Here is a 21590-nt window from a genome sequence, read left to right as displayed (position 1 = left end):
GGTCACGTCCTGCGCAGCCGGGCGTTCGTGTGCCGGGTCGGCTCCGCCGTCGCCGGGTCCTCCGGCCACGGATGCTTGGGATACCGCCCGCGCAGCTCGGCCCGCACCGCCCGGTAGCCGTCCTTCCAGAAGGAGGCGAGGTCGGCCGTGACGGCGGCGGGACGCCCGGCGGGGGAGAGGAGGTGCACGAGCAGGGGCACACCGGCGATCCGGGGCGTCTCGGCCAGCCCGAACATCTCCTGGAGCTTCACCGCCAGAACCGGACGCTCAGGGTCGGTGTAGTCGATCCGGATTCCGGACCCACTGGGCACCTCGACGCGCTCCGGCGCGAGCTCGTCCAGCCGCGCGGCGTCCCCGGTCGCCCACGGAAGCAGCCGGGTGAGGCCCTGCCCCGCGTCGATCCGCCCCAGATCGGCACGCCGGCGCGCCCGGCCGAGCTCCGGCTCCAGCCACTCGTCGACGCGCGCGTGCAGGGCGTCGTCGGACACGTCGGGCCAGGGATCGCCCAGATGCGCGTGCAGGAAGGCCAGGCGCTGCCGCAGCGTCCCGGCGTCCCGCGTCCACCGCAGCAGCCCGAACCCCTCGGTCCGCAGCCCCTCCACCAGTGCCTCGCGTACGAGTCCGGGGCCGGCGTCCCGGACCGGACGCACCGCCAGCTCCACCGCCCCGAGCCGCTCGACCCGGCGCGCGACGACGTCGCCGTCGGCCCAGCCGACCTCGTCGCCCTCGGCGTACAGGTGCGCCGCTGCCCGCCGGGCCGTCTCCTCGTCGATGACGGCGCCGAGCCGCACGCGCGCGTGCCCGGCGCCCACGGGCCTGTCGGCCACGGCGACCGCGAGCCAGGGAGCGGCCCGCAGACCCGTGCCGTCCCCCAGCTCGGCCCGGGTCCCGGAGGCCATCAGATAGGAGCCGCCGTGCGAGCGTGCGACACGCTCGGGGAAGGCGAGGGCGGCCACGAGACCCGCGACGTGATCGTCCCCGGTCCGCGCCGCGCCGCCCCGCCCGCCCGCGGAGGACGACGACAGCCCCGGCGACGGCCGGGCGGAGCCCTCCTGGGCAGATCCCGGCGCCTGCCGGGCCGACTCCTCCGGGGCGAGCTCCCGCGACGGCCCGGCGGACTCCTCCAGGGCGGGTCCGGGTGACTGCCGGGTGGACTCCCGCGACGGCCGTGCGGCCCCTTCCGAGGTGGACTCCCGCGACGGCCGTGCGGCCCCTTCCGAGGTGAGCTCCCGCGCCTGCCGGGTGGACTCCTCTTGGGCGGGACCCTGCTGCCAGGGACCCGGTGCCGACATGGTCCGCAGCCGCTTCGCCTCCGTCCGCCACCGGCCGGCGTAGGCGTCACCGCCACGCCGGGCGGCACGCCAGGCAGCGGCGAGATCGTCGCCGTACTCCCTCGGCGGCTCCTCGCTCAGCAGGGCGACGACCTCGGCGGCGCGGGCCGCGCCGACCTCGGGCGCCGCGTCCAGCAGGGCGCGGGCGAGCCGCGGGTGCAGCCCGAGCCGGGACATGCGCGCACCCCGGTCCGTCGCCCGCCCCGAATCGTCCACCGCTCCCACCGCCGACAGCACGGCGCGCGCCGCGGCCATCGCCCCGCCCGGCGGCGGGTCGAGAAGAGCCAGTCCCGTCGCGTCCGGGTCGCCCCAGCAGGCCGCCTGGAGGGCGAACGCCGTCAGGTCCGCCACCTTGATCTCCGGAGCGGGGAAGCGGGCCAGCCGCCCGTCCTCCGCCTCCGTCCAGCACCGGTACACCGCTCCGGGGGCCTCACGTCCGGCCCGTCCGGCCCGCTGCCGCCCGGCCGCCTGCGAGGCCCGTACGGTCGTCAGGGCGCTCAGCCCGCGCGCGTGGTCCACACGCGGCTCCCGCGCCAGCCCGGAGTCGACCACCACCCGCACACCGGGCACCGTCAGCGAGGACTCGGCGACCGAGGTCGCGAGAACCACCCGGCGCCGCGCCCCCGGGGAGAGCACGGCGTCCTGCACGGCGGCCGGCGCCCGCCCGTGCACCTGGAGCACGTCCACGTCGCCCCGGCCCGTCGGATCCCCCAGCTGTCCGGCGACCCGCGCGATCTCGCCCACCCCGGGGAGGAAGCACAGGACGTCCCCCTCGCGCTCGGCCAGCGCCCGCCGCACCACCGACGCCACGTGCGTCAGGAGCGCCGGGTCCACCCGCATGCCGTGCGGCGGCCGGACGGGGCGGGCGGGCGGCGCCCAGACCACCTCGACCGGATACGACACGCCCTCGGCCTCGACCACCGGCGCGTCGCCCAGCAGCCGGGCCCACCCCTGCGCGTCCGTCGTCGCCGAGGCCGCCACCAGCCGCAGCTCCGGCCGCAGGGCGGCCCGGACGTCCCACAGGAAGGCCGCCACCGTGTCGGCGTCCAGATGCCGCTCGTGGCACTCGTCCAGCACCACCACGTCGACGTCCGCCAGCTCCTGGTCCCGCTGGAGCCGCTGCAACAGCACACCGGTCGTGACGACCTCCACGCGCGCGTGACGGCCGACCACCCGCTCCCCGCGCACCGTGTAGCCGACGCTCTCGCCGACCTTCTCTCCGAGCAGCCACGCCATGCGCCGCGCGGCGGCCCGGGCCGCGATCCGCCGCGGCTCCGCGACGACGACCCGGCGCGCCGGCCGCCCGTCGTCCAGGAGACCGGCGAGCACGAGCGGCACCAGGGTCGTCTTGCCGGTGCCCGGCGGCGCGACGAGCACCGCCGTGCCGTGGCCCTCCAGGGCGTCGTCCAGGCCGGGCAGGGCGCCGCGCACGGGCAGCGCGTCCAGAGCGTCGTAGCGGATCACGCCCCCCAGTCTCGTACGCGGGTGGAAGCGGACTCCACGCGCGCGTGCCGCGCCGGGGCACAGGAAGCCGGCGCCTGTGTCAGTCGCGCTCGCAGACGAAGATCGCCGTCCCGGGGATGAGGTTCCCGCGCAGCGGTGACCAGCCGCCCCACTCCTGGGTGTTCCAGGCGGGCCACTGCGGCTCGACGAGGTCGACCAGCCGGAAGCCGCCGGCCACGACGTCACGGACGCGGTCCCCGATCGTCCGGTGGTGCTCGACGTACACCGCGCGACCCTCCTCGTCCTGCTCGACGTACGGAGTGCGGTCGAAGTAGGAGGCGGAGACGCTCAGCCCCTCCGGGCCGGGTTCGTCGGGGAAGGCCCAGCGGATCGGGTGCGTCACGGAGAAGACGAAGCGGCCGCCCGGCCGCAGCACCCGGCGCACCTCCCGTAGGACCCGCACCGGGTCGGCGACGAAGGGCAGCGCCCCGTAGGCCGAGCACGCCAGGTCGAAGGAGCCGTCCGCGAAGGGCAGGGCGCCCGCGTCGGCCTCCACCAGCGGCACGGCGCCACCTATGCGCAGCGCGTGCTGGAGCTGGCGGTGGGAGAGGTCCAGGGCCACGGGCCGCGCCCCCTGCCCGGCCAGCCAGCGCGAGCACTGGGCCGCGCCGGCGCCGATCTCCAGGACGTCCTTGCCCTTGAGATCCTCCGGCGGTCCGAGGAGCTCGGCCTCCACCTCGTCGAGGCCCTCGGGGCCCCATACGAATCGGTCGTCGCCGAGGAACGTGCCGTGATCGACCTGGTACTCGTCCGCGTTCCGGTCCCACCAGCCGCGGTTCGCGCGCGAGCTCTCCGCGGCGTCCGCGGTACGACGGGTTGCTTCCGGTTCGAACGCTTCGGGCTCTTGGATGATCGGCTCCCTCGTAATAGTCTGCGGGCCACCGTCCGACCCGCCTCGGGGGTGTCACGACAGGGGTGCCCCAGGGCCCGCGTGGCCTCGTGCGACAGGTTTTGTGCCGGGTATGCGGCGATCCGCCCCGGGTGTGCGCCTTCGCGCATTGACCCTGCCCGGCTGCCCCCGTATGCTACAAGTTGCGCTGCGGGCCTGCGCTCCTCAGACGTAGCAGGCTGCGCTCGCATCTGTATGTATGTCCCCTCGGTTGTCGAGGTGCCCCCGGGTCACCGGGTCAGGCGCTTCCTTGGCTGTCCGGCCTTCTGCAGAGCGAAACGGGCTCCCGGCGCAAGCAGTACCTACGACTCATCGTCCGTACCGGAGCCCTTTCCCACATGACGAGCAGCACCGAGACCACCGCCACCACCCCGCAGGTTGCGGTCAACGACATCGGTAACGAGGAAGCCTTCCTCGCCGCGATCGACGAGACGATCAAGTACTTCAACGACGGCGACATCGTCGACGGCGTCATCGTGAAGGTCGACCGGGACGAGGTCCTGCTCGACATCGGTTACAAGACCGAAGGTGTCATCCCGAGCCGCGAGCTCTCGATCAAGCACGACGTCGACCCGAACGAGGTCGTGGCCGTCGGCGACGAGATCGAGGCCCTTGTCCTCCAGAAGGAGGACAAGGAAGGCCGCCTGATCCTCTCGAAGAAGCGCGCCCAGTACGAGCGCGCCTGGGGCACCATCGAGAAGATCAAGGAAGAGGACGGCATCGTCACCGGTACCGTCATCGAGGTCGTCAAGGGTGGTCTCATCCTCGACATCGGCCTCCGTGGCTTCCTGCCGGCTTCTCTCGTCGAGATGCGCCGTGTCCGCGACCTCCAGCCCTACGTGGGCAAGGAGCTCGAGGCGAAGATCATCGAGCTGGACAAGAACCGCAACAACGTGGTCCTGTCCCGCCGCGCCTGGCTGGAGCAGACCCAGTCCGAGGTCCGCCAGACGTTCCTCACGACCCTGCAGAAGGGTCAGGTCCGCTCCGGCGTCGTGTCCTCGATCGTCAACTTCGGTGCCTTCGTGGACCTGGGTGGCGTCGACGGTCTCGTGCACGTATCCGAGCTCTCCTGGAAGCACATCGACCACCCCTCCGAGGTTGTCGAGGTCGGCCAGGAAGTCACCGTCGAGGTCCTCGACGTCGACATGGACCGCGAGCGTGTCTCCCTGTCGCTGAAGGCGACGCAGGAAGACCCGTGGCAGCAGTTCGCCCGCACCCACCAGATCGGCCAGGTCGTGCCCGGCAAGGTCACGAAGCTGGTTCCGTTCGGTGCGTTCGTCCGCGTGGACGAGGGCATCGAGGGTCTGGTGCACATCTCCGAGCTGGCCGAGCGCCACGTGGAGATCCCGGAGCAGGTCGTCCAGGTCAACGACGAGATCTTCGTCAAGGTCATCGACATCGACCTCGAGCGTCGTCGCATCAGCCTCTCGCTGAAGCAGGCCAACGAGTCCTTCGGTGCCGACCCGGCCTCGGTCGAGTTCGACCCGACCCTGTACGGCATGGCCGCGTCCTACGACGACCAGGGCAACTACATCTACCCCGAGGGCTTCGACCCCGAGACCAACGACTGGCTCGAGGGCTACGAGACCCAGCGCGAGGCCTGGGAGCACCAGTACGCCGAGGCTCAGCAGCGCTTCGAGCAGCACCAGGCGCAGGTCATCAAGTCCCGCGAGGCCGACGCCCAGGCGGCGGCCGAAGGCGGCGACGCGGCGGGTGCGGCTCCGGCCGCGTCCGGCGGTGGCTCGTACTCCTCGGAGTCCGCGGACAACTCCGGCGCCCTGGCGTCGGACGAGGCCCTGGCTGCCCTCCGCGAGAAGCTCGCCGGCGGCCAGAGCTGAAAGCTCACCGCTAGGCGCTAGCCGATGACTGCGGGCCCGCACCCATCAGGGTGCGGGCCCGCAGTGCGTTTTCCGCCGACCACGCGGGTCACGGCGGCCGCCTTGCCGACCGCGGCGGACGGCGGCCGCACCGACGACCCCGGCGGATGGTGGCTGCCCGTCGACCGCGGCGGACGGCGGCCGCACCGACGACCCCGGCGGATGGTGGCTGCCCGTCGACCGCGGCGGACGGCGGCCGCACCGACGACCCCGGCGGATGGTGGCTGCCCGTCGACCGCGGCGGACGGGCTGCCCTTCCGGCGGCGGGCCCTCGGTGCGTGCGGTGCGCGTGACCTCGGCTGACCGTTCCCGGTGATCGCGGCGCTCCGGGCGCGCGGGCGGCGGCTGCCCGGTGGTCTCGTGGTGCACGGTGTCCACCCGGCTGGACGCGTGCGCGGGCAGAAACGTGCGGGATACACGAGTTGCCGATGGGCCGTAACCGGCCATTGGGAGGCTTCCCCGGTCGTTCAAGATCGAAAGGGGAGCCCTGTCATGCCACAGCCTCAGAGCCGTCCTGGTACGAGCCGGCGTTCGTTCCTGCGCACGGTGGGTCTCACCGGTGGCGCGGGCACGATGTTCGCCACCATGGGAGCCCTCGGTCTCGCCCCCACCGCCCAGGCCGCACCGCACGAACAGCCCTTCCGTGCCCTGAAGCCGAGCGACTTCACGCTCACGGGACGCGGCGCGGCGAAGGTCGTCATCGTCGGCGCCGGCATCGCCGGGCTGGCGTCCGCGTACGAACTCGGCAAGGCCGGCTACGACTGTACGGTCCTGGAGGCCAGGGACCGCACAGGCGGGCGCAACTTCACCGTCCGGGGCGGAGATTCGACCACCGACCTCTACGGCAACACCCAGACGGCGCGCTTCAGCGAGGGCCAGTACATGAACGCGGGCCCGGCCCGCCTGCCGCAGTGGATGGTCACCCTCGACTACTGCCGCGAACTCGGCGTCCCCGTCGAGGTGTTCACCAACACCAACGCGGACGCGTACCTCTTCAACGAGTCGGCCGGCATGACCGAGCCGATGCGGTACCGCACCGCCAAGGCCGATGTCTACGGCTACGTCTCCGAGTTGCTCGCCAAGGCCACCGACAAGGGAGCCCTCGACAAGGAACTCACCGCCGCCGACCAGGAGAAACTCGTCGAGTTCCTCAAGGACTTCGGCGAGCTCGGCGACAAGCTGACGTACGAGGGCGGCGAACGGCGCGGCTACACCACCGTCCCCGCCGCGGCGGGCACCCCCGGAGTGCTTCTCGACGGACTCCCCACCGCGTCCGAGGTCTTCGCCAGCGGCGTCGGCCGTTACTTCTCCTTCGAGTTCGGGTTCGACCAGGCGATGCTGATGTTCCAGCCGGTGGGTGGCATGGACCGGATACCGCGGGCCCTGACGGAGGCGATCGGAGCCCGCCGCATCCGCACGGGAGCCGTCGTCTCGCGGATCACCGACAAGGGCAGCGGCGTCACCGTCACCTACACCCAGGGCGGCCGGACGAGGTCCATCGACGCCGACTACTGCATCGGCGCCCTGCCGCCGAACATCCTCGCCAAGGTCCCGCACAATCTCGGACCGGGAGTGCAGAGCGCCCTGGAGGCGATCACGCCGCAGTCGGCGGGCAAGATCGGGCTGGAGTACCGCTCCCGCTGGTGGGAACTGGACCACCACATCTACGGCGGCATCACCGAGACCGACCAGGACGTCACCCACATCTGGCACCCCTCCTACGGTTTCCACGGCGAACGCGGCGTCCTGATCGGCTACTACAACTACGGCGGTGACGCCGACGCGTACGCGAAGCTCGCCCCCAGGGAACGCGAGAAGCGAGCCGTGGCCGCGGGCGTGAAGATCTACGGCGAGAAGTACCGCACCGAACTCGCCTCCTCGTTCTCGCACCACTGGCGCCAGACACCGCACCTGGAGGCCGCCTGGCACGACACCCCGGGCGGGCCCGACGACGTCCGCTACAAACCCCTCAACGAGCCCACCGGGCGGGTCTACTTCGCGGGCGACTGGCTCAGCTACACCGACGCCTGGCAGCACGGCGCCTTCACGTCCGCCCGCAAGGCGGTGACCGCGCTCCACGCGCGCGTGCTGTCCGCCTGACCGTGCGGCGGCGGCCGAGAAGGGGGTAAGAGGATGGTGGTGAGGGGCGCGGGCCGGGAATGCCCGCGCTCCGCACCATGTTGTGCTGTACGAACACGAGGAGGAGCGGTCACAGTGCTTGATCCGCAGGGTTTGTACGCATGGGAGCCGAAGGGCCTGGCCGTCGTCGACGTGGCGTTGGCGCAGGAGTCGGCCGGTCTTGTCATGCTCTACCACTTCGACGGATACATCGACGCGGGCGAGACCGGCGACCAGATCGTCGACCGGCTGCTCGACTCGCTGCCCAACCAGGTCGTGGCCCGTTTCGACCACGACCGGCTCGTGGACTACCGGGCCCGCCGGCCGCTGCTGACGTTCAAGCGCGACCGCTGGACCGACTACGAAGAGCCCACCCTCGACGTGCGGCTCGTCCAGGACGCCACCGGAGCGCCCTTCCTGCTGCTGTCGGGCCCGGAGCCGGACGTGGAGTGGGAACGCTTCGCCGCCGCCGTCCAGCAGATCGTGGAGCGGCTCGGCGTCCGTCTGTCGGTGAACTTCCACGGCATCCCCATGGGCGTCCCGCACACCCGGCCCGTGGGCCTCACCCCGCACGGCAACCGCACCGAGCTGGTACCCGGCCACCGCAGCCCCTTCGACGAGGCCCAGGTCCCCGGCAGCGCCGAGTCCCTCGTCGAGTACCGCCTCATGGAGGCCGGACACGACGTCCTGGGCGTCGCCGCGCACGTGCCGCACTACATCGCCCGTTCGCCGTACCCGGACGCCGCGCTGACGGTCCTGGAGTCGATCACCGCCGCGACCGGCCTGGTGCTTCCCGGCATCGCGCACACCCTGCGCACCGAGGCGCACCGTACGCAGACCGAGATCGACCGGCAGATCCAGGAGGGCGACGAAGAGCTCGTCTCCCTCGTCCAGGGCCTCGAGCACCAGTACGACGCGGCCGCGGGCGCCGACACGCGGGGCAACATGCTCGCGGAGCCGGTGGAGATCCCCTCCGCGGACGAGATCGGCCTGGAGTTCGAGCGGTTCCTGGCCGAGCGCGAGGGCGACTCCTGACCGGACCCCGGACCCGGACCCGGACCCCGGACGCCGGACCCCGGGCCGCGCGGACGACCGGGCCCGTTCCCGCCCTCCCGGCCGAGCGATCCCTCCCGACCGAGGGGCCCGCGGTCGTCAGGGCCTAAGCTGCTGGGCATGCTGAAGGTGGGCCTGACCGGCGGTATCGGCGCCGGCAAGAGCGAGGTGTCACGGCTCCTCGTCGAGCACGGAGCGGTACTGATCGACGCGGACAGGATCGCGCGGGAGGTCGTCGCGCCCGGAACCGCCGGGCTCGCGGCGGTCGTGGACGCCTTCGGACGGGACATCCTCGCCCCGGACGGGAGCCTGGACCGGCCCCGGCTGGGAGCGATCGTCTTCGCCGATCCCGAGAAGCTCGCCGTGCTCAATGCGATCGTGCACCCGCTGGTGGGCGCGCGCTCGCGCGAACTGGAGGACGCCGCGCCCGACGACGCCGTCGTCGTGCACGACGTGCCCCTGCTCGCCGAGAACGGCCTCGCGTCGCTGTACGACCTCGTGATCGTCGTCGACGCGGCCCCCGAGACCCAGCTCGACCGGCTCGTACGGCTGCGGGGCATGACCGAGCAGGACGCCCGCGCGCGCATGGCCGCCCAGGCCACGCGCGAGAAGCGCCGGGAGGTCGCGGACGTCGTCATCGACAACGACGTGGCCCTCGGCGAGTTGGAACGCCGCGTACGGGACGTATGGGACGGTCTCGTGCGCCGAGCCCACCGACCCGGGGAATAGCGGCCCCCGACGGGGGCGTTGAACCCGTGCAGTGAGGGAAGGACTCAGCCGTGCCCGAGACCAGCGGTTCGACCGGACGTACTCCGGAGACGCATGTCATCGACTTCCGCGCCGCCGAGCAACTGCTCGCCGCGCGCGATCCGCGGGGCGCGGTGAAGCTGCTCGATCCGGTCATAGCCGCCCATCCCGAGAACACGGCGGCCCGGCTGCTGCGCGCACGGGCCTTCTTCGCCGCCGCGCAACTGCGCCCCGCCGAGCTGGAGTTCACGATCGTGCTGGAGCGTGAGCCGGACAACGCGTTCGCGCACTTCGCGCTCGCCCGCACCTACGAGCGCCAGCGTCGCCCCGAGCAGGCCAAGCGTCACTTCAGGCTGGCGGCGGCGCTCGACCCGAAGCCGCAGTACCTGGAGGCGGCGCGCTTCGACGCGTAGGGACGGGCCGCGCGTGGGTGCCGATGCTCCGAGCGGTCACGGGTGGCGGTGCTCGGGCGGCCGTCGGTAAGGCGGCCGGCTGCCCGGAGACCGGTACGGCGGTCGCGTCTCCGGCGGTGCGTAGGGCGGCACGTCGCGTCCCGGCTGATAGTGCGGCCCCTGACGGATGTGCCGCAGGATCACCGCCATGTCGACGGTGACGACCAGCCACAGAACGCCGCACGCGGCAGCCCAGCCGGGCCGCCCGACCAGCGCGAACGCGACCGTCCCGAAGATCGCCCAGACCAGGCCCCACAGGCTCAGCCAGAAGCGCGCCCGCAGTGCACTGCGCGCTGTCGTCGGTTCACTGCCCGTACGCATCAGGATCACCACTCCTACTGGAAAACGTACTCTTCGTGGTGCACGTTCACCAAGTGAGAGCGGTCGGTACGGCGACCGCCGGGGGAGGCGACGGTGCTGCTGGAGGCGCTGCGGGCGGACGCGGGACTCGCGGAGTGGCTGAAGAGCCTGGAGGGCGAAGGTCCGCCAGGGGTGGAAGCGGTGCTCCCGGACGGTGACGAGCTGGCCGACGTGCTGCTCGACCTGACCGTGGCCCACGAGCACATCAACGAACTCGTCGCGCTGCGGGCCCGCTTGGTGGCCGACCCGGAGGCCATGACCCTCCTCGCGCGCTGCGTGGCCCGCTTCGTGCGGGACATGGGGGAGATCGGCAAGGGCTGGGAGCCGCCCGCCTTCCCGGAGTCCGCCGGAGCACTCGGACGCTGCTTCCATGTGTACGTCTTCATCGCGGTGCTGCCCCACGTGCGGGCCTACCACCGGGAGCGCGGCATCCCCGAGGACGTGTCCCGCCGCACCCTCGCCGACCTCGGCCGTCACGTGGCCGTCCACTGCAGGAGGGCCGGGACACCGGGACTGCTGTTCCCCTGGTGGATAGCCCTGCACTTCCACGGGGAGCTGTTCCAGCTGGGCAGGCTCCAGTTCCAGCGGGCGCGGCTCGGCCGGCGCACGGGCCGGGCCGTCGCCGACGCGGGTCTTGACCTGGGCCCGGGCGACCCGTGCCTGAGCCTGCACATCACCGACTTCCGCGGGCCGCTGACACCCGCCGCCTGCGACCGTTCGCTCGCCCTGGCCCGCGACTTCTTCGCCCGCCACTTCCCCGACGAGGGCTACGGGGTGGCCGTGTGCCACTCCTGGCTGCTCGATCCCCAGCTCAAGCGCTATCTGCCCGCCGAGTCCAACATCGTCCGCTTCCAGGACCGGTTCGCGCTCGTCCACCAGGACGGCACCCCGGACGACGGGGTGCCCGTCGGGTTCGTCTTCGGCGATCCCGAGCTGCCGCTGGAGACGCTGCCCCGGCGCAACAGCGTGGAGCGGGCGGTCGTCGACCATCTGCGTGCGGGCGGCCACTGGTACGGCGGGCACGGCTGGTTCGCGTTGTGAGCCGAACGGTTCGTGTGGTGACCGACCCGAGCGTTCGGCCCCGGGCGGCATTCCTCGGACCGCCCCTTCCTCGAACCGGTCCTTCTCCAACCGCCCTTCTCGAACCGCCCGTCTCGAAATGGCGCCCTCTCGAACCGGCATCCCTCGAACACATCACCCGAACGAGTGGTGGTGAGCTGGAACGGGGTGCCGGAGACCGTCCGTTGGACGGGTATGAGCATCGAGAAGCGTCAGAAGACAGAGATGCGGCAGGGACACGCGGGGACGGGACCGGGCGCGATCACACCGGACGGCTGCGCCGTCGAGCTGTACGCGCGCCTGCCCGTCGGGGACGAGCCGGACATCGTGACCGCCGCGGTGCCCCCGGGCGCGCACATCCTGGAACTGGGCAGCGGGGTGGGCCGCGTGACCCATCCGCTCCTGGAGCGGGGCTTCACGGTCACGGCCGTGGACGAGTCCGCCGAGATGCTGGAGCGTGTCCGTGGCGCCCGCACGATATGCGGCACGATCGAGGGCCTCGAGCTCGGTGAGACCTTCGACGTGGTGATGCTCGCGTCGTTCCTCGTGCACACCGGTGACGCGAGGGAGCGCAGAGCGCTGCTGGACACCTGTGTCCGCCATGTCGCTGACGACGGCTGTGTGCTGATCCAGCGCGAGGGGCAGGACTGGCACACCCGCGTGCCGCGTGAGCGGGTGGACGCCTCCGGCTTCACCGTCCGCATCCTGTCCGCGGATCCGGTCGGCGACGGGGTGAACTCGGTCCGCGCGGAGTACGAGTTCCCCGACGCCACCTGGACCCAGACGTTCCTGGCCCGCCCGCTGACGGAGGACGAGTTCGAGGAGGCCCTGCGGGAGGCCGGACTGAGAGTGGACCGTCGCCTGACCGAGGACGGCGTGTGGATGAGGGCGGTGAAGGCGACGCGGGGGTGATTCCGGGGGTGTGTGCTCGCTCGGGTTGCGGGGCCGATCCCGGGGGCGTGTGGCTGGCTCGGGGTGTGGGATCGACTCCGAAGGCGCGGGACTGACCCCGAGGGTGCGGCAGGGGCTGATACCGAGACGGTGGGACTGCGCTCCGCTCCCGAGCGGGCCTGGCCCGGTGGGGCTGGTCCTCAGGGGCGAGGACGCGGTTGCGGGTGCGTGGCCGCCGGGGTGTGTGCTGGCGCGGGGCGCGGGGCGCGGGGCGCGGGGCGCGGGGGGCGAGTGGGGCGAACAAATGTCGTCCGGCGGCGATGAGTTCCGCGAGCCCGCCCGGTCTACCTCTGTGAAAGCACGAACCACCGCTTCCCACAGGAGACCAGCATGTCCGAGACCACCCTCCCCGCCTCCCGAGTCGCCTCCGCCGCCTCCGTGAACGCCCGCGGGCGCAGCCGTGGCGCACGCGTCTCCCTGACCGCTCTGCAGATCGTCCTCGGCCTCTTCTACGCCATCGCGAGTGCCCTGCCCAAGCTGATCGCGCACCCGTCGGCCGCCGAGACCTTCGACAAGCTGGGCTGGGGCCACACGGGCATGTACATCATCGGCGCACTCGAACTCGCCGGAGGCATCGCCCTGTTGATCCCGCTGCTCGATTCCGTGGCGGCGATGGCGCTCAGCGCGCTGATGGTGGGCGCGTTCATCGCCAACATCACCGCCATCCACGGCCCCTATGCGGCGACCCCGCTCATCCTCGTCCTGCCGCTCGCCCTGATCGCCTGGGCCAGGCGGAGCCACACCACGGAGCTGCTGCGACTGGTGCGCCGACGGGCATGACGGCCGTACGCCGGCGAGGGCACCCCGGCAACAGGGGGTGCCCTCGCCGCCGTACGTCGTCACGGGGTGCGTCAGCCGCGGTGGGGCCGGATGCCCCGTCGCGAGACGGCTCGGTCGGGTGCGCCGAGCGGACCGGACGGCTCAGGAGTCCGCGTCGTCGAAGCCGTCCTGCCGACCGCGCGCGCCGGAGGATCGCGAGGAGCCCGAGGACCGGGACGTGCCCGACGGGTGGGACCTGCCCGGGCGGGCCGTCGGGGCGGGGCCGGTGCCTGGAGCGCCGGCCGCACGGGCCGCGTCGGCGAAACCGGACGTGCCGGCGGCGAGCCCCCGCAGCCGTTCCATGTCGCGGCGGTCCCGCTTGGTCGGGCGGCCCGTGCCGCGGTCACGGATGCCCGCCGGGGCGACGGCCTCGCGCGGCGGGGGCGGCGGGCTGTTGTCGACGTAGCACTCGACGGCGACGGGCGCACCGACCCGCTTGCGGATGAGGCGCTTGACGACGACCACCCGCTCCCGGCCTTCGTGCCGCAGGCGCACCTCGTCGCCGACGCGCACGGAGTAGGCGGGCTTGACGCGTTCGCCGTTCACCCGGACATGTCCGCCGCGGCAGGCGGTGGCGCCCAGTGAGCGGGTCTTGACGAGCCGCACGGACCAGATCCAGCTGTCGACGCGCACGCTCTCGCCGCTCGCCGGACCCGCGGCCCTGGCGGAGGCCGCCGCGTCGCCGGAGCCGGGCGCGGCGCCCGCGCCCGTGTCCTTCTTCTCCCCGTCAGCACCCTGAGAAGCCATGTCGTCGACTTTAGTCCTCCTGGGCCCGGACACCTCCGGGTTTTTCCGTCGCACGGATCACCTCGGATGCGGCGGGCAGGGCGAGTCCGGCGGCTGTCGATCGAGTCATCCGCGGCACGGTGGGCCGGGGGACCTCGGCGAGACAGCGCGGCAGGGGGCGACCCTCGCTCTCCTCCTGCCGATCCGCGGGTTCGTGGCCACGGGCGGGGTGATGACCTGGTCGTACGGTGGAGGCATGGACACCGGTGGCCTGGCCCAACTGGACGCGCGGATCTCCGGCTGCCGGGCGTGCCCGCGCCTGGTCGCCTGGCGCGAGGAGGTGGCCCGCACCAAGCGCGCCGCCTTCGCCGACGAGACGTACTGGGGACGGCCGGTGCCCGGTTTCGGCCCGGCGGACGCCCGGCTGCTGATCGTCGGCCTCGCCCCGGCCGCGCACGGCGGCAACCGCACCGGCCGCATGTTCACCGGCGACCGCTCCGGGGACGTGCTGTACCAGGCCCTGTACGACGTGGGCCTGGCCTCGCAGCCGACGTCGGTGTCCGCCACCGACGGCCTGGAACTGCGGGGCGTCCGCATCACCGCGCCGGTCCACTGCGCGCCGCCCGACAACAAGCCGACACCGGCGGAACGGGACACATGTCGGCCCTGGCTGGTGACGGAACTGGAGCTGCTGCGGCCCTCGCTCCGCGCGGTGGTGATCCTGGGCGCCTTCGGCTGGCAGGCCGCGCTGCCGGCCTTCGCCGAGGCTGGGTGGGCGGTGCCGAAGCCGCGGCCGGCCTTCGCGCACGGGGCGCGGGTGTCGCTCGACGGGCTGGAGCTGTTCGGCTGCTTCCACGTCAGCCAGCGCAACACCTTCACCGGCAAGCTCACCCCCGAGATGCTGCGGGACGTCCTGCGGACGGCGAAGGAGGCGGCCGGGTTGGCGTGAATCGCCGCGACGGCGCCGCGGTACGGGCGTTACGGTGCGCGGATGGGCCTGTATCCGGAGATCGAACCTCACGACGGCGGCATGCTCGATGTCGGGGACGGCAACCAGGTGTACTGGGAGGTCTGCGGCAATCCGCGCGGCAAGCCGGCGGTGATGCTGCACGGCGGGCCCGGCTCCGGCTGTACCCCGCACTACCGGCGCTACTGCGACCCGGCCGCGTACCGGATCGTGCTTCTCGACCAGCGCGGCTCCGGACGGTCGACCCCGCACGCGAGCGCCCACGACACGGACATGGGTGTCAACACGACGGACCGTCTGATCCGGGACCTGGAGCTGCTGCGGCGGTGGCTCGACATCGAGCGGTGGCTGGTGTGGGGCGTGTCGTGGGGGTCGGTGCTCGGGCTGCGGTACGCGCAGACCCATCCGCACGCGGTGTCCGAACTGGTGCTGACGGGAGTGGCCACCGGATCGGACCCCGAGGTGGCGCTGCTGACCAGGGGGCTGGGGAAGATCTTCCCGGAGGCGTTCGAGCGGTTCCTCGGCGAGCTGCCGGCGCACGACCGCGACGGGAACCTCGCCGCCGCCTACAACCGGCTGATCGAGTCGCCCGACCCGCGGGTGCGGGAACGCGCGGCGCGCGCGTGGACCGACTGGGAGACGGCGACCGTCCCGGCGCCGCCCCGCTCGGTGGAACGCTACGAGGACGCGGCCTTCCGCATGGGCTTCGCCCGGACCGTCACCCACTACTGGGGCAACGACCACTTCCTGGGCGAAGGGAACGCCGAGGGCGTGGTGCTGCGGGACGCGCCCCTGCTCAAGGGCATCCCGGGCACGCTGGTGCAGGGCAGTCTGGACTTCGGTAACCTGCTGGGCATCGTCTGGCGGCTGCACCGGGCCTGGCCGGACAGCGAGCTGGTCGTCGTGGACGACGCCGGGCACGGTGCCGGCGCTCCGGGCATGGCGGAGGCGCTGGTCGCGGCCACCGACAGGTACGCGCGGGGGTAGCGGACCCGCACGACGTCAGGGGACTCGCGGGCGGAGTCACGTGCCCGGCGTGCCGGGTTCGGGGGCCTCGGTCTCGCCGAACAGGTGCCGGACCGTGGAGCGGTAGTTGGCGCGCACGTGGCTGAGCGTGTGGGCGCGGGCCCGGTCGGGGTCTCCGGAGGCGATGGCCTCGTACAACTCGCCGTGTTCGGTGAGCAGTTGCGGCCACTCCTCGTTCTGCCGGGTGAGCCAGCGCAGACGGCCGTCGACCGGCTCCATGACGGAGATCAGCAGGCTGTTGCCCGCCATGGCGAGGATGCGGTCGTGGAAGCGGGTGTTGATGTCGGTGATCGCCTCGGCGTCCCCGGCGCGGGTCGCCGAGGCCGCCTGGCCGAGCAGTTGCCGCAGCTCCGCCAGCGCCTGAGGGGTGGCCCGTGACGCGGCCAGTCCCGCCGCGTACACCTCCAACGCCTCGCGCAGTTCGAAGAGTTCCTTGACGTCGGTGGGGGTCAGCCGCCGCACGACGGTGCGGCGTGCCGACTCGAAGAGGACGAAACCCTCCGCGACCAGGGCCCGGATCGCCTCCCGGACCGGGACCCGGGAGACCCCGAACCGCTCGGCCAGCTCACGCTCCACGAGCCGGTCACCCGGGCGCATCCGGCCCGCGATGATGTCCTGCCGCAGGGTCGCGAGGACGCGCTCGCGCACCGCGCCGAGGGGTTCGATCTTCGTCATGGGGCCATCTTCGCCGAAGCGAGGGGGCTTTTACGGAGGCGTAACGGCAACGACATCGGTCACGACGCTTGACGGGAGGACCATGAGAGCAGTTTGGTATACCAAACGCATCCGGCAAGTCGTCCTCCGCCGTCCCTCGCTCACGTCGTCCCTGGAGGCCCCGTGTCCCTCGCCGACCGCGCCGAAGCCACCGGCACAGCAGCGTTCGTCCCCGACCCCCGCCTCACCAACGAAGACCTCGCACCCGCCGGCAAGCGCAACTGGAAGGTCTTCGACCTCTTCGCCATGTGGATGTCCGACGTCCACAACCTCGGCAACTACACGTTCGCGGCGGGCCTGTTGGTCCTCGGCATGAACGTCTGGCAGATCTTCACGTCCCTGCTCGTCGGCTTCGTGCTCATCTATGCCGGCATGAACCTGATGGGGCGCGTCGGACAGCGCACCGGCGTTCCGTTCCCCGTCGTCAGCCGCATCAGCTTCGGGGTCTGGGGCGCCAACATCCCCGCACTGATCAGGGCGGTCATCGCCATCATGTGGTACGGAATCCAGACCTATCTGGCCTCCGTCGCCGTGAACGTCATGCTGCTCGCCGCCTGGCCGGGCCTGGAGTCCTGGACCCACCACTCCTTCGTCGGCCTGGACGCGCTCGGCTGGACGTCCTTCCTCGCCCTGTGGGTCCTCCAGGCACTGATCATCAGTCAGGGCATGGAATCCGTCCGCAAGTTCCAGGACTTCTGCGGCCCCGCGATCTGGCTCGTGATGATCGCCCTGGCCATCTGGGTCCTCGCCAAGGCCGGCTGGAGCATCCCGCTCTCCTCCACCCCACACCCGGTCTCCGCGGGCGAGCAGTGGCGCCAGTGGTTCGGCGCGGTCGGACTCATCCTCGCCACCTACGGCACGCTGATGCTCAACTTCTGCGACTTCTCACGGTTCGCCCCCAGCTACCGGACCGTCAAGCGCGGCAACTTCTGGGGCCTGCCGATCAACTCCACGGCCTTCGTCATCGTGTCCGTCGTCGTGACGGCCGGCTCCATCGAGGCGTTCGGCGAGGCCATCACCGACCCCGCGCTGCTCGTCGCCAAGGTGGGCAACACCTGGGTCCTGGTCCTCGGCGCCCTGACCTTCGCCATCGCCACCATGGGCGTCAACATCGTCGCCAACTTCGTCTCACCCGCCTACGACCTCGCCAACGTCTGGCCCCAGAAGATCACCTTCAGGGTCGGCGGCATGATCAGCACGGTCGCCGCGCTCGTCGTGACCCCCTGGAACCTCTTCTCCAACCCCACCGTCGTCAACTACTTCCTCGGCGGCCTCGGCGCCTTCCTCGGCCCCCTGTTCGGCGTGATCATGCTCGACTACTACTGGGTCAAGCGCGGCCACGTCGACATCGACCAGCTCTTCGACGCCCGGCCGGGCTCGCGCTACTACTACCGCAAGGGCGTCAACCCCAAGGCCCTGTGGGCGTTCCTGCCCTCGGCCGCGGTCGCCGCGGTCCTCGCCCTGGTGAAGGCGTTCAGCGAGGTCGCCCCGTACTCCTGGTTCATCGGCACGGCACTGGCGGCCGGACTGTACGCGGTGCTGTGCCGCGCGGAGCGTGCCGCCGCGGAGCCCGAGCCCGCACCCGTGGAGGGCTGAACGTGCGCATCCTCGTCACCAACTGCAACACGACGCAGGAGATGACCGCGGAGATCGTACGAGGTGCTCGGGCCGCCGCCGGCCCGGGCACCACCGTGACCGGGCTGACCCCCGCCTGGGGGCCCGAATCCGCGGAGGGCTGGCTCGACAGCTACCTCTCGGCGGCGGCCGTCCTCGACACCCTGCGCACGTACGAGGGCCCGTACGACGCCGTGGTCATGGCCGGCTTCGGGGAACACGGGCGCGAGGGCGCACGGGAGCTGGTGGACGTGCCGGTCGTCGACATCACCGAGGCGGCCGCCCACCTCGCCTGTCTGCTCGGCCGCCGGTACGGCGTCGTCACCACCCTGGAACGCTCGCGCGGGCAGATCGAGGACAGCCTGCACACGGCCGGTGTCGCCCAGAACTGCGCCGCCGTCGTCGGCACCGGCCTCGGCGTCCTCGACCTCGGCGACGACCGGCGCACCGAGGAGGCCTTCGTCACCGCCGCCGAACGGGCCCGTGAGGCGGGGGCCGAAGTACTGGTCCTCGGCTGCGCCGGCATGACGGGACTCCAGCGGGCGGTGGGGGAGAAGCTGGGGCTGCCGGTGGTCGACGGGGTCGCCGCGGCCGTCAAACTGGCCGAGTCCCTCGTGCAGCTCGGACTGCGGACGAGCCGGGCGGGGGGATTCGCACGGCCGCTGCCGAAGCGGCGGGTGTGGGGACGCACCGGCCCCGACCCTGGCCCCGACGCCGCGCCGGCCCCGATGTGACGCCGTCCCCGCGTCGTCCCCGTAGCCCCGCGGCGCGGGAGCCGACGGCGGTCCGGAGCGGCGCGTCGTTCCTGCGCCGTCCCCGCAGCCCCGCGGCGCGGGAGCCGATGCCGGTCCGGAGCGGTGCCCGGCCCCGAACCCGGTCAGGGCCCGTCCGGCCGTTCTCGGCGTCGCCGGGCGGGCGGGAAGGGCCATTCAGGGCCCGCCTAGGGCACGACGGCGGTCGCGGTGATCTCCACCAGCTGTCCCGTGTACCCGAGGCAGGCCACCCCGAGCAGCGTCGAGGAGTGCGGGCCGATGCTCAGCCCGGACGCCTCGACGACGTCCCACACGGTGGACAGCACCGCCGGCTCGCTGCTCACGACGTACACGTCGGTCGACACCACGTGCGCCATGTCGCTGCCGACCGCGCGGAGTTGCTCGTCCAGATTGGCCAGCACCTGTCGGGCCTGCCGCACGGGATCGCCCTCGCCGACGATCTTCCCGTCGGCGTCGAGGGGCACGGACCCGGCGAGGAACGCCAGCTTCGTCCCCGCCTCGACGACGGACGCGTGCGCATAGACGGGCGGCGTGAAGAGGGTGGGGACGGTGACGCGCTGGACCACGGGAGCTCCTGAAGGGGTCGTCGACGCCGGGCCCGCTCGGCCCGGTCCGTCGTCGGCGGGCGACCCGCCGATGATGCGGCGGGACGGCCGGGTCCCGCATCCGAATTTCGCTCGACACCCCGGCCGTGCCACCCACATGCTGACCCGATGCGCACCTCCCGCTCCCTCCTCGGGCGGTTCCCCGGCGGAGACTTCCGGTCGGGTCACGCCGGAGGGTGCGGCGGCCCCGGTGGAAGTCCCTGATGTCCCGCACCGTTCACCACGTCCCCGCCGGACGCCGCGCCACGCCCCCGTACTGGACCGCCGGGCTGCCGGGCCCGCTCACCGCGCACCACCTGACCGAACTCCGCCTCAGCGGCGCGGAGTCGGCCAGGGCCCGGCGCGAGGGCCGTCGAGCCGTCCCGTACCGGCTGGTCCGTTCCTTCGCCGCCTACACCTACCCCCGCGCCCTCGACGAGACCTTCCACACCGCCCGCGAATCCACGGCCCGCGCCGAACTGCGCGCCTTCCGCACGGCCGCCCGCAAGCTCCTGCACGCCGCACCGCCGGGCGAACTCCTCGGCACGGCGCAGGACCTGGACCATCCACCGACCCGCCACCGCCACCGGAATCTCTGGGAGTGCTGACCCGCCGGCAGGGACAGGTCGCCGAACACGCGTGTGCGGCCGTTCCGTTGTCCTCGTCCTCGCGCCCGTCCTCGTCCGCTCGGCGAAAGGCATTTCCGCGCCGTCCGCGATGCCCTCGAATAATGCTTCGAAAAGGACCGGTTGCCGCTGTTACCGTTCCGAGCGTGGCGAAACTCAACCAGATCATCGCAGTCGAGAAGGGCGTCAAGTCCAAGTCCCACCAGGACCTGACGGCTGCTCATCACGGGCTCCAGAAGCCGGCTCTCCTGGCCGGAATATCGCGGACCTATCAGCCGAAGGACGAGGAGGGTGAGCAGCTGCCGCCCGAGTCCACGCGGGTTCAGGTCAAGGCCGAGGACGTGCTGCGGGAGACCGCGGCGACCCTGACGCGGCTGTTCGATGTGACCGCCACCAAGGACTGGGCCAACTGCACCGCTCGCGCGGACGTGAAGGTGGACGGGCGGGTATTGGTCGCCGAGGTGCCGGTGTCGTATCTGCTGTTCCTCGAGAAGCAGCTCACCGATCTCCACACGTTCGTGAGGAAGTTGCCCGTTCTCGACGCCTCCGAGTCCTGGGTGCAGGACCCGTCCACCGATGCCTGGAAGACCGAGCCCGTGCGGACGCTCCGTACGAAGAAGGTGCCTCGCAATCACGTGAAGGCCGAGGCCACCGAGAAGCATCCGGCTCAGGTCGAGGTGTACTACGAGGACATTCCGGTCGGGTATTGGACGACTGTGAAGTTCTCGGGGGCTCTGCCCGCCCGCCGCGTGAACGAACTCCTCGATCGTGTCGAGAAGTTGCAGCAGGCCGTGAAGTTCGCGCGGGAAGAGGCGAATGGCGTCGACGTCGTCGACCAGAGAGTCGGTGACGCCGTGTTCGGCTACCTGTTCGGGTAGCCTCGAAGACTCCCCGGCCACCACGCAATAGGGCCGGGGTGCGCGAGGAGCGCAAGCTGAAGCTGAAGCTTGTCGTGACTGAGCGGTTCCAGTGGAGGTTCGACCCCTCCCCGCGGCATTCATCCCGTGCCGCGGTAGCCCAACCGGCAGAGGCAGACCGCGATCAATCTCAGACTCTTGCTCCAGACTCAGTATTCGCCGCCGATCGCCGGATCGACCGGGCCCAGGCACTGGTACGCCGAAATGCTGGTTCAAGTCCAGTCCGCGCAGCTCGATGCGTGGTGGTCCAAAGGCAGGACGCGGCGACATAACGACTGACCTGGGTTCTCAAGCGTGCCGGCGTGTGAAATGGGTGGCATCACAGGGTCCGGGGGCCGGCTACGCCCTCGGGCCCGCTCCGCGTTCAGTGACGATCACGAATCGTCCTGGCCGACCGCCCTCGATTACGCACCTCTCGATTGCGTTCATAAAGAACGCGGCTTCCTCGTGAAGTGTCACATCGCGGAAACGTGCCCGTTCCGTT

Annotated in this window: 19 protein-coding genes and 1 pseudogene; 14 read left to right on the top strand and 6 right to left on the bottom strand. The window is 72.0% G+C overall.

The window, feature by feature from the left end:
• Nucleotides 1–2 precede the first annotated feature (2 nt).
• Both BKI49_RS08610 and BKI49_RS08605 read right to left on the bottom strand, forming a co-directional pair.
• Nucleotides 3–2795 carry an ATP-dependent RNA helicase gene (locus tag BKI49_RS08610; RefSeq protein WP_095933612.1) on the bottom strand — a complete coding sequence of 931 codons (2793 nt, stop codon included), beginning with the start codon at nucleotides 2793–2795 and terminating at the stop codon, nucleotides 3–5.
• A gap of 79 nt (nucleotides 2796–2874) precedes the next feature.
• Nucleotides 2875–3742 (bottom strand): annotated as a pseudogene (locus BKI49_RS08605) (class I SAM-dependent methyltransferase).
• A 319-nt stretch (nucleotides 3743–4061) separates the two neighbouring features.
• Between BKI49_RS08605 and rpsA the strand changes: the two are divergent.
• From rpsA to BKI49_RS08580, 5 genes are all read left to right on the top strand, one after another.
• Nucleotides 4062–5561 carry a 30S ribosomal protein S1 gene (gene rpsA, locus BKI49_RS08600; protein ID WP_095933610.1) on the top strand — a complete coding sequence of 500 codons (1500 nt, stop codon included), beginning with the start codon at nucleotides 4062–4064 and terminating at the stop codon, nucleotides 5559–5561.
• A gap of 612 nt (nucleotides 5562–6173) precedes the next feature.
• The gene (locus tag BKI49_RS08595) at nucleotides 6174–7700 is read left to right on the top strand and encodes a flavin monoamine oxidase family protein (protein ID WP_373557528.1); all 1527 of its coding nucleotides are present in this window, start codon (nucleotides 6174–6176) and stop codon (nucleotides 7698–7700) included.
• Between the two features lie 114 nt (nucleotides 7701–7814).
• Nucleotides 7815–8753 carry a PAC2 family protein gene (locus tag BKI49_RS08590; RefSeq protein WP_095933608.1) on the top strand — a complete coding sequence of 313 codons (939 nt, stop codon included), beginning with the start codon at nucleotides 7815–7817 and terminating at the stop codon, nucleotides 8751–8753.
• A gap of 138 nt (nucleotides 8754–8891) precedes the next feature.
• Nucleotides 8892–9500 carry a dephospho-CoA kinase gene (coaE, locus tag BKI49_RS08585; protein ID WP_095933607.1) on the top strand — a complete coding sequence of 203 codons (609 nt, stop codon included), beginning with the start codon at nucleotides 8892–8894 and terminating at the stop codon, nucleotides 9498–9500.
• 50 nt (nucleotides 9501–9550) lie between these two features.
• A complete protein-coding gene (locus BKI49_RS08580; protein WP_028806009.1) occupies nucleotides 9551–9931 on the top strand; it encodes a tetratricopeptide repeat protein in 381 nt (126 codons plus the stop codon).
• A gap of 36 nt (nucleotides 9932–9967) precedes the next feature.
• On the opposite strand, the gene BKI49_RS08575 is transcribed toward BKI49_RS08580, so the two are convergent.
• Nucleotides 9968–10291, bottom strand: coding sequence for a DUF6343 family protein (locus tag BKI49_RS08575; RefSeq protein ID WP_095933759.1), 324 nt, complete (start codon nucleotides 10289–10291; stop codon nucleotides 9968–9970).
• 93 nt (nucleotides 10292–10384) lie between these two features.
• On the opposite strand from BKI49_RS08575, the gene BKI49_RS08570 reads away from it, so the two are divergent.
• The 3 genes from BKI49_RS08570 (at nucleotide 10385) to BKI49_RS08560 (ending at nucleotide 13120) form a co-directional block, all read left to right on the top strand.
• Nucleotides 10385–11371, top strand: coding sequence for an acyltransferase domain-containing protein (locus BKI49_RS08570; protein ID WP_179332369.1), 987 nt, complete (start codon nucleotides 10385–10387; stop codon nucleotides 11369–11371).
• A gap of 243 nt (nucleotides 11372–11614) precedes the next feature.
• Nucleotides 11615–12301, top strand: a complete 687-nt coding sequence (locus BKI49_RS08565; protein ID WP_095933757.1) for a class I SAM-dependent methyltransferase — start codon at nucleotides 11615–11617, stop codon at nucleotides 12299–12301.
• A gap of 369 nt (nucleotides 12302–12670) precedes the next feature.
• Nucleotides 12671–13120, top strand: coding sequence for a DoxX family protein (locus BKI49_RS08560; RefSeq protein WP_095933606.1), 450 nt, complete (start codon nucleotides 12671–12673; stop codon nucleotides 13118–13120).
• A 141-nt stretch (nucleotides 13121–13261) separates the two neighbouring features.
• Here BKI49_RS08560 and BKI49_RS08555 read toward each other — a convergent pair whose 3' ends face one another.
• Nucleotides 13262–13906 (bottom strand): RNA-binding S4 domain-containing protein, encoded by a 645-nt coding sequence (locus BKI49_RS08555; RefSeq protein WP_095933605.1) that lies wholly within the window; start codon nucleotides 13904–13906, stop codon nucleotides 13262–13264.
• Between the two features lie 235 nt (nucleotides 13907–14141).
• Here BKI49_RS08555 and BKI49_RS08550 point away from each other — a divergent pair, with 235 nt between their 5' ends.
• Together BKI49_RS08550 and pip are read left to right on the top strand one after the other, a co-directional pair.
• On the top strand, nucleotides 14142–14834 hold the full coding sequence (locus BKI49_RS08550; RefSeq protein WP_095933604.1) for a uracil-DNA glycosylase: 693 nt from the start codon (nucleotides 14142–14144) through the stop codon (nucleotides 14832–14834).
• A gap of 42 nt (nucleotides 14835–14876) precedes the next feature.
• A complete protein-coding gene (gene pip / locus BKI49_RS08545) occupies nucleotides 14877–15839 on the top strand; it encodes a prolyl aminopeptidase (protein ID WP_095933603.1) in 963 nt (320 codons plus the stop codon).
• 36 nt (nucleotides 15840–15875) lie between these two features.
• Here the strand turns inward: pip and BKI49_RS08540 are convergent, their stop codons facing one another.
• Complete coding sequence (locus tag BKI49_RS08540; protein WP_095933602.1) at nucleotides 15876–16553, bottom strand: GntR family transcriptional regulator; 678 nt, start codon at nucleotides 16551–16553, stop codon at nucleotides 15876–15878.
• Nucleotides 16554–16715: 162 nt separating this feature from the next.
• Here BKI49_RS08540 and BKI49_RS08535 point away from each other — a divergent pair, with 162 nt between their 5' ends.
• The gene (locus BKI49_RS08535; protein WP_095933601.1) at nucleotides 16716–18188 is read left to right on the top strand and encodes an NCS1 family nucleobase:cation symporter-1; all 1473 of its coding nucleotides are present in this window, start codon (nucleotides 16716–16718) and stop codon (nucleotides 18186–18188) included.
• A 2-nt stretch (nucleotides 18189–18190) separates the two neighbouring features.
• Nucleotides 18191–18940 carry an aspartate/glutamate racemase family protein gene (locus BKI49_RS08530; RefSeq protein WP_095933600.1) on the top strand — a complete coding sequence of 250 codons (750 nt, stop codon included), beginning with the start codon at nucleotides 18191–18193 and terminating at the stop codon, nucleotides 18938–18940.
• A 206-nt stretch (nucleotides 18941–19146) separates the two neighbouring features.
• Here the strand turns inward: BKI49_RS08530 and BKI49_RS08525 are convergent, their stop codons facing one another.
• Nucleotides 19147–19545 (bottom strand): RidA family protein, encoded by a 399-nt coding sequence (locus BKI49_RS08525; protein ID WP_095933599.1) that lies wholly within the window; start codon nucleotides 19543–19545, stop codon nucleotides 19147–19149.
• Nucleotides 19546–19787: 242 nt separating this feature from the next.
• Between BKI49_RS08525 and BKI49_RS08520 the strand changes: the two genes are divergently transcribed.
• Nucleotides 19788–20171 (top strand): hypothetical protein, encoded by a 384-nt coding sequence (locus tag BKI49_RS08520; protein ID WP_095933598.1) that lies wholly within the window; start codon nucleotides 19788–19790, stop codon nucleotides 20169–20171.
• 164 nt (nucleotides 20172–20335) lie between these two features.
• Nucleotides 20336–21067, top strand: coding sequence for a DUF7873 family protein (locus BKI49_RS08515; RefSeq protein WP_095933597.1), 732 nt, complete (start codon nucleotides 20336–20338; stop codon nucleotides 21065–21067).
• The last annotated feature ends 523 nt before the right edge of the window (nucleotides 21068–21590 follow it).

Origin of the sequence: Streptomyces sp. Tue6028 (assembly GCF_002300165.1) — a bacterium.
Classification (GTDB): domain Bacteria; phylum Actinomycetota; class Actinomycetes; order Streptomycetales; family Streptomycetaceae; genus Streptomyces; species Streptomyces siamensis.
The sequence above is the reverse complement of the archived record's forward strand: the minus strand, read 5'-3'. Positions and strand labels throughout refer to the sequence as shown.

Coding starts and splice junctions, on each gene's coding strand:
- BKI49_RS08565 (WP_095933757.1), top strand. CDS start 11,615: ATGCGGCAGGGACACGCGGGGACGGGACCGGGCGCGATCACACCGGAC.
- BKI49_RS08520 (WP_095933598.1), top strand. CDS start 19,788: ATGTCCCGCACCGTTCACCACGTCCCCGCCGGACGCCGCGCCACGCCC.
- rpsA (WP_095933610.1), top strand. CDS start 4,062: ATGACGAGCAGCACCGAGACCACCGCCACCACCCCGCAGGTTGCGGTC.
- BKI49_RS08540 (WP_095933602.1), bottom strand. CDS start 16,553: ATGACGAAGATCGAACCCCTCGGCGCGGTGCGCGAGCGCGTCCTCGCG.
- BKI49_RS08575 (WP_095933759.1), bottom strand. CDS start 10,291: ATGCGTACGGGCAGTGAACCGACGACAGCGCGCAGTGCACTGCGGGCG.
- BKI49_RS08550 (WP_095933604.1), top strand. CDS start 14,142: ATGGACACCGGTGGCCTGGCCCAACTGGACGCGCGGATCTCCGGCTGC.
- pip (WP_095933603.1), top strand. CDS start 14,877: ATGGGCCTGTATCCGGAGATCGAACCTCACGACGGCGGCATGCTCGAT.
- BKI49_RS08595 (WP_373557528.1), top strand. CDS start 6,174: ATGTTCGCCACCATGGGAGCCCTCGGTCTCGCCCCCACCGCCCAGGCC.
- BKI49_RS08555 (WP_095933605.1), bottom strand. CDS start 13,906: ATGGCTTCTCAGGGTGCTGACGGGGAGAAGAAGGACACGGGCGCGGGC.
- coaE (WP_095933607.1), top strand. CDS start 8,892: ATGCTGAAGGTGGGCCTGACCGGCGGTATCGGCGCCGGCAAGAGCGAG.
- BKI49_RS08560 (WP_095933606.1), top strand. CDS start 12,671: ATGTCCGAGACCACCCTCCCCGCCTCCCGAGTCGCCTCCGCCGCCTCC.